This is a genomic window from Chryseobacterium sp. UF-81 (genome assembly GCF_058245105.1).
On record NZ_JBSIBX010000011.1, the window covers coordinates 176,704 to 183,373 of the forward strand.

Annotated in this window: 4 protein-coding genes and 2 tRNA genes; all 6 read left to right on the top strand. The window is 38.7% G+C overall.

Translation table 11 applies throughout. The features are described 5' to 3' along the window. Positions 1-205: 205 nt before the first annotated feature. The 6 genes from AC4IFE_RS15765 to AC4IFE_RS15790 all read left to right on the top strand — a co-directional run bounded on the left by AC4IFE_RS15765 (position 206) and on the right by AC4IFE_RS15790 (position 6,668). On the top strand, positions 206-1,204 hold the full coding sequence (locus AC4IFE_RS15765) for a T9SS type A sorting domain-containing protein (RefSeq protein WP_490758097.1): 999 nt from the start codon (positions 206-208) through the stop codon (positions 1,202-1,204). Positions 1,205-1,305: 101 nt separating this feature from the next. Beyond that, positions 1,306-3,102 (top strand): M43 family zinc metalloprotease, encoded by a 1,797-nt coding sequence (locus AC4IFE_RS15770; RefSeq protein ID WP_490758098.1) that lies wholly within the window; start codon positions 1,306-1,308, stop codon positions 3,100-3,102. 251 nt (positions 3,103-3,353) lie between these two features. Continuing rightward, positions 3,354-5,051 carry a M43 family zinc metalloprotease gene (locus AC4IFE_RS15775; protein ID WP_490758099.1) on the top strand — a complete coding sequence of 566 codons (1,698 nt, stop codon included), beginning with the start codon at positions 3,354-3,356 and terminating at the stop codon, positions 5,049-5,051. A 146-nt stretch (positions 5,052-5,197) separates the two neighbouring features. After that, positions 5,198-6,442 (top strand): bifunctional folylpolyglutamate synthase/dihydrofolate synthase, encoded by a 1,245-nt coding sequence (locus AC4IFE_RS15780; RefSeq protein ID WP_490758100.1) that lies wholly within the window; start codon positions 5,198-5,200, stop codon positions 6,440-6,442. A 41-nt stretch (positions 6,443-6,483) separates the two neighbouring features. Next, positions 6,484-6,558, top strand: a tRNA-Val gene (locus AC4IFE_RS15785). 35 nt (positions 6,559-6,593) lie between these two features. Further along, a tRNA-Val gene (locus AC4IFE_RS15790) sits at positions 6,594-6,668 on the top strand. The last annotated feature ends 2 nt before the right edge of the window (positions 6,669-6,670 follow it).

A 6,670-nucleotide genomic window follows, 5' to 3' on the forward strand; every position in this document is an offset into this window, starting at 1 on the left:
ACCACTTTAACACTGCATTTGTACTTCATTTTCCCAGTTTATCTGTTTAAATATGGGAATTAACATCTTGCAGTATAAATACAGTATTCCCTTTTAAGTATTGTCTTTTTACATTTAGAACACTCCAAAGAATAAAACTATTTGGTCTTCTCCAATGTATTCTTTGGAAAATTAAATATTTAAACAAATTTAAAAATTCAAGTTTATGAAAAAAATTTTATCATTTATACTCTTAGCCGCTACAGTTGGTGTTACAGCTCAAATTTTAGAAACTGACAACTATAATTCCTATACCATAGGAAACGTAGGGACAGATCCTACCGGTACTACTGCCGGCCAGGGTGGAATGTATACTACCGGCACCAATGCAACCAATTCCGATTTTCAAATTGTTTCTATTGATGCTGCCCATATCAGTTCCCTACAAATAAAATCTGGTGCGACCGCGGCGGCGGCATCTAATAGGACTGTTTCAAAAAACGGATTGGATGTCGCATGGGCTAACAGAACGGCAGGAAATAATGTTATAAAGGGAACTTTGGAAATCTATACAGGAACACAAACCGGGGTCGTTAGAACGGGGTCTAGGGTTTTTAGTACATCAGGGCAAGGAATTATTGGGATTTTTTATAATACTTCAACCAAAGCTATAAATGGGCTTGCAAATTTCACAAACAGTTCCGGTACACCCACAGGCTCTTTTCAGACTATTGCAGGTACCAGTTTTTCCGCTAATACATGGGTATCTGTCGGATATACTTATGACCCTGTAAACGGGACAGCTACCTATATCGTAAATGGCATCACCTATCCTGTAACTCCACCAGCGGGATCTACCATAACCCTGGGATTAACACCAGCGAGACATGATATTTATAATGCATTTGTTGCAGGGAATAATGCTGTTAGTACTTCTGCTGTGGACAATTATACAATAGAAGCAATTAGTTCTGCCACATTGTCAGCCAATGAAGTTTCTGATAAGAAATTATTCTCTGTTTCTCCAAACCCAACTTCAGATTATTTAACCATTAAGTCTAAAGAAAAAATAAAATCTGTAAGTGTCTTTGATCTTTCTGGCAGAAAAATGAATATAAAATATGATGGAAACGGACTCAATGTACAAAATTTAGAAAAAGGAAATTATATCCTTACTATACAAACTGACCAGAGTACCGTTTCTAAAGAGTTCATTAAAAAATAAATCAAAAATTTATGTTTCTAAAAACAGCAAACCAGAGTTGACACCAAAGACCTGAAATTCTGGAATTATTTATCTTTTTTTCTTATTAAAAATTTAATACAATGAAAAATTATTTATCACTATTTCTTTTATTGTGTTTTTCATTTACTTTTTCGCAAAATGACAAAAAAAGTATTGAAGAATGTGGTACTGAAAAGCTTATGAAAGACCTTTATGCCCAATATCCTGAAATGAAAGCAAAAGAAGATGCTTTTAACCAGGCGCTGTCAAAAATGATTAAAACCGGGGAAATAAATAAATTTTATTCCAAAACTACCCAGATTTATGAGATTCCCGTTGTAGTACATGTGGTAAGTGACGGAAGCCCTTTAGGGACTTCCTGCAACAGAACAGATGCAGAAGTTATCAACTGGATCAATCATACCAATGATATCTATGCCGGTAATTCAGCCCCGGGAATAAGTATTCCTATTCCCGTTAAATTGGTTTTAGCTAAAATTGATCCTAATTGTAATCCTACTAACGGAATCGACAGGTTTACCGTAACATCTCCTAATTATGTAACCTACGGTGTAGATTCCCAGGCCGGAGAGGCCGGAATCTATCAGCTGGATCTTACTGCTTCAAGAAATTGGGATCCTACAAAATATTATAACATCTATGTAGTAAAGGATACTGCCGCGGGAGGTGTAACTAACGGTGGATGGGCCTCATTCCCATGGGCGGGGGCTGGTGGTGCTAAAGATCAGGCTATTATTCATTACGGCGCTGTAATTAATCCTAACCGCCACCATGTTTTGTCTCATGAATTTGGTCATGCAATGGGTCTATATCATACCCAAAATGGGTCTTCTGGAACTACCTGCCCGGCAAATACGTATAATGATTGTACTTTAGATGGGGACATGGTCTGTGATACAGAACCAACAATAGATCTTGGAGGCACTTGTCCAGCCGGACAGATAAACACCTGCACCGGGACTACTTTTGCCGGTGTTGAGAATAATATAATGACCTATACTGCCTGCTACAGAGACCGCTTCACTGCCGGGCAGGGGAACCGGGTCATTGCAAACCTTCTACAATACAGACAAAGCTTGCTTAGTTCACCTGTGTTGGCCACTACGCCGGTAAATAATGCTGTATCCCTCCCTGTTGCATGTACTCCTACAACAATTACAGGTCCTGGTAGTTTTAATTATGGGATTACCTCTGTTAAATTTGGAGATATTAATAACTATTCCCAGGCCTACCAACAGACTCCCAATAATTTTTATGAAAACTTTACCGGTAGTTATTGCCTAGGCAGAACTACAACTACAATCCCTTTAACGGGTGCAACTACAATTACCATTGCTCCCGGCCCTGCAACCTCAAATAACCCACAACATATCATACGAGCTTATATAGACTATAACAACGATGGAGTGTTTGATGAAACTACAGAAAGAGTTGTGAACCAAACTACACCATCAACGTCTGTTGTAACTGCTTCTATTACACCTCCTTCTACAGCTGTATTAAATACACCTTTAAGGTTAAGGGTTATTGGTGAAAGTAATAATTTTGCATCTACTGTCAATGCATGTTATAATCCTACCCGGGGACAGGTGGAAGACTATTCTGTGACCATCCAGGGAGCCACCTTATCGGCAGAAAACTACACAAAAAACAATAGTACTATTATTACGAAAATAAACTCGTCGGTTTATATAAGAAGTAACAGCAAAATCTCATCAGTTACTGTATATGATGCTTCCGGAAGAAGAATACTGGCTAATAAAAAGATAAATTCTACAGAGTTTAGTTCATCTTCTTTAAGGGTAGAGAATGCCATTATTATTGTAAATGTGGCCCTAGAAAACGGGGAAACAATGGTCAAGAAAATAAAGTTCTAATTAAATGATTTCATATATGCAAAGAGAGCCCCTGGAGGCTCTCTTTTTTCTATATTGATAATCAACAAGTTATACACAGGCAGTGTAAATGCAGTAGTGCTTTTTCTTTCATAAACCTTTAATTTTGTACAATAAATAATTACATAGTTATGAAAAAACATTATTACCTACTAATTTTTTTATTGTGCTGTTCTTTCTCTTTTTCACAGAACACTAATAAAGTTATTGAAGAATGTGGTACAAATAAAGCCATGAAAGACCTTTATGCCCAGCATCCTGAAATGAAAGCAAAAGAAGATGCTTTTAACCAGGTGCTGTCAAAAATGATTAAAACCGGGGAAATAAATAAATTTTATTCCAAAACCAACCAGATTTATGAGATTCCCATTGTGGTGCATGTGGTAAGTGACGGAAGCCCTTTGGGAACTTCCTGCAACAGAACAGACGCAGAAGTTATCAATTGGATTAATCATACCAATGATATCTATGCCGGTAATTTAGCTCCGGGAATAAGTGCTGTTATACCTGTTAAATTGGTTTTGGCAAAAATTGACCCTAATTGTAACCCTACTACCGGAATCGACAGGTTTACCGTAACCTCTTCTAATTATGTAACCTATGGCGTAGATGCCCAGGCCGGACAGGCCGGAATGTATCAGCTGGATCTTACCGCTTTGGGAAAATGGGATCCTACAAAATATTTTAATATTTATGTAGTAAAGGACACTGCAGCAGGGGGTGTAACTAACGGTGGTTGGGCCTTATTGCCATGGCTAGGGGCTGGTGGTGATAAAGATCATGCGATCATTGAATATGGAGCAGTAACATTAGCTAACCGCCACCATGTTCTGGCTCACGAATTCGGACATGCAATGGGCCTCTATCACACTCAGGAAGGATCGTCCGGAACTACCTGCCCGGCAAATACCTATAATGATTGTACTTTAGATGGTGATATGGTATGTGATACTGAGCCTAATACTCTTTCATCCGCAGCAACGACACCTTGTCAGGCCGGTCTAATAAACCCATGCACTGGTGTAACTTATGCAGGAGCCGAAGCTAATGTAATGACCTATACCTCCTGCTACAGAGACCGCTTCACTGCCGGGCAGGGGAACCGGGTCATTGCAAACCTTCTACAATACAGACAAAGCTTGCTTAGTTCACCTGTTTTGGGCACCACTCCGGTAAATAATTCCGTATCCCTGCCCCCTGCATGCCCTATAACAGGAAATACAGCTACTAACAGTAATTTTGGAATTATATCAGTTAAATTTGGGGATATTAATAACTATTCACCTTCTTATCAGCAGGCTACTAATAATTATTATGAAGACTTTACCGGTAGTTATTGCTTAGGCAGAACTACAACTACAATTCCATTAACCAGCGCAACCACCATCACAATAATCCCCGGCAGCAATTCCGGTGCCACCCATATTGTACGGGCTTATATAGATTACAACAATGACGGACAGTTTAATGAAACTACCGAAAGAATTATGAGTACAACTGTTGCCGCATCATCGCCTGCTCAAGTGAATGTCACTCCTCCGTTTACGGCTGTACAGAATACACCTTTAAGATTAAGAGTGATTGGAGATAGTAATAATTTTGCATCCAGTGTGAGTGGATGTACAAATCCTATCCGGGGACAAGTGGAAGACTATTCTGTGATCATTCAGGGGTCCACTTTATCGGCAGAAAAATACACAAAAAACAATAGTACTATTATTACGAAAATAAACTCGTCGGTTTATGTAAGAAGTAACAGTAAAATCTCATCAGTTATTGTATATGATGCTTCCGGAAGAAGAATACTGGCTAATAAAAAGATAAATTCTACAGAGTTTAGTTCATCTTCTTTAAGGACAGAGAATGCCATTATTATTGTAAATGTGACTCTAGAAAACGGGGAAACAATGGTCAAGAAAATAAAGTTTTAATTAAATGATTTCATATATGCAAAGAGAGCCTTCAAGGGCTCTCTTTTTTGTTTGGATCTCAAGTGAATTTTTGGCAGTAAATTTATGCGTAATGAGTATTTTTGCTCTGTGTAAGCATTCACAAAAACTTTAAGAAAATTTGTATCATGACAAATACGCAATATCTGGAAGCCGTAGAATGGCTTTTTGTACAGGCTCCTAACTACCAGACCGACGGGCAGAAGGCTTATAAACCCGGTTTAGAAAACATCACAAAACTTTGTGCTTTCTTTGATAATCCTCAGGAAAAGATACCATGCATTCATATCGGTGGTACAAACGGAAAGGGCTCTACCAGTAATATGCTGGCTTCGGTTCTGCAGGAGGCAGGATACAAAGTTGGCTTATACAATTCTCCACACCTTATTGATTTCACGGAACGCATTAAAGTGAACGGTAAAAATTGCAGTAAGGAGTTTGTCTATCATTTTATCCAAAAACTGAAGACTCTTCCCGAAGATATCCTCCCTTCTTTTTTTGAATTTACAACAATCATGGCATTTGAATATTTTTATCAGCAAAAAGTAGATTTTGCTATTATTGAGGTCGGGCTTGGCGGAAGACTGGACTCAACAAATATCATTAAGCCTTTGGTAGCCGCAATTACTAATGTACAGCTTGATCATCAGAATATTTTGGGAGATACCTTAGAAGAGATCGCTTCAGAAAAAGCAGGAATTATAAAACCTTATATTCCGGTAATTTCCGGAGATGAAAATGACTCCGTTAAAAATATTATCCGCCAGAAGGCAGACCAGGAAAGTGCTTCCTTTATTGATGCCACAATAATACATTCTGATCTTGCATCTGATCTTAAAGGAAATTATCAGAAGAAAAATATCCGTGTTGTTCTTGCCCTCATCGAAGAATTAAGAAAAATAAATATTCCTGTGTCTGAAGAAAATATTGTGAAGGGGCTGCTTAATGTCCATCAAAATACAGGCTTTATAGGTCGGTGGTTCGAATTTTCAAAAGATCCGCTTACGATCTGTGACACCGGGCACAATCAGGCCGGGCTGGAGTATGTATTTTCTCAGCTGAATTCTATTGGCAAGCACAAACATGTTATTTTGGGGTTTGTGAATGATAAAAAGATAGATGAAGTAATGGCTCTTCTTCCTGAAGATTCAGAATTTTATTTCGCCAAACCATCCATCAACAGGGGCAGACACCCTGAAGACTATGAAAATCTCCTGCAGGAGGCAAAAATTTCTTATACCATTTTCGATTCTGTACAGGAAGCGTATCTTTCTGCAAAAGAGCGATGTACAAAAGAAGAAATGATTTTCATAGGCGGAAGTAATTTTGTGGTGGGAGAATTTTTAGAAAAAAATTTGGAGATTTCTGAATAAGTCGTATATTTGCACCACTCTAAACGAGGAAACAAGTATAGGGGCTCTTAGCTCAGTTGGTTCAGAGCATCTGGTTTACACCCAGAGGGTCGGGGGTTCGAATCCCTCAGGGCCCACACAAAGGTAACTGAAGCCTTTCAAAAAAAGTTCAGGGCTCTTAGCTCAGTTGGTTCAGAGCATCTGGTTTACACCCAGAGGGTCGGGGGTTCGAATCCCTCAGGGCCCACA

Bases quoted from the DNA above. Each gene is read 5' to 3' on its own strand.
- AC4IFE_RS15765 (WP_490758097.1), top strand. From the start codon at position 206: ATGAAAAAAATTTTATCATTTATACTCTTAGCCGCTACAGTTGGTGTT.
- AC4IFE_RS15770 (WP_490758098.1), top strand. From the start codon at position 1,306: ATGAAAAATTATTTATCACTATTTCTTTTATTGTGTTTTTCATTTACT.
- AC4IFE_RS15775 (WP_490758099.1), top strand. From the start codon at position 3,354: ATGAAAGACCTTTATGCCCAGCATCCTGAAATGAAAGCAAAAGAAGAT.
- AC4IFE_RS15780 (WP_490758100.1), top strand. From the start codon at position 5,198: ATGACAAATACGCAATATCTGGAAGCCGTAGAATGGCTTTTTGTACAG.